Annotated in this window: 1 protein-coding gene; it reads left to right on the forward strand. The window is 45.9% G+C overall.

Annotated elements, in window-relative coordinates; genetic code table 11:
• The coding region (locus tag ACSZOX_RS22405; RefSeq protein WP_437922475.1) for a PD-(D/E)XK nuclease family transposase at positions 1-314 on the forward strand (314 nt) is incomplete at both ends.

The following is a 314-nucleotide window of genomic DNA, read 5'->3' on the forward strand; positions in this document are numbered from 1 at the left end:
GGTAGAAAGAATATCGTTGATCTGGTTTATGTGCGGAATGAACATGTTGGGGATGGGGTCGAGATCGGTACAGTTATCTTTGATCTGATGTGTACCACTGCTGATGGTGCAAAATTCGTCATTGAAGTGCAGCGTACGGCCCAGGTGAATCTGAAACGTCGTATGTTGTATTACGGTAGCAAAATTATAGCCGATCAGGCGCCAAAAGGGAATCGAAAGGCCTGGAATTACGAAGTTACAGAAGTATACGTCATTGTGCTGATGGATGGCTTTGTGTTACCAGATGCGGAGGAGTCACAGGCTGTTATGCACGA

It is taken from the genome of Sphingobacterium sp. LRF_L2 (assembly GCF_965644235.1).
Taxonomy (GTDB): domain Bacteria; phylum Bacteroidota; class Bacteroidia; order Sphingobacteriales; family Sphingobacteriaceae; genus Sphingobacterium.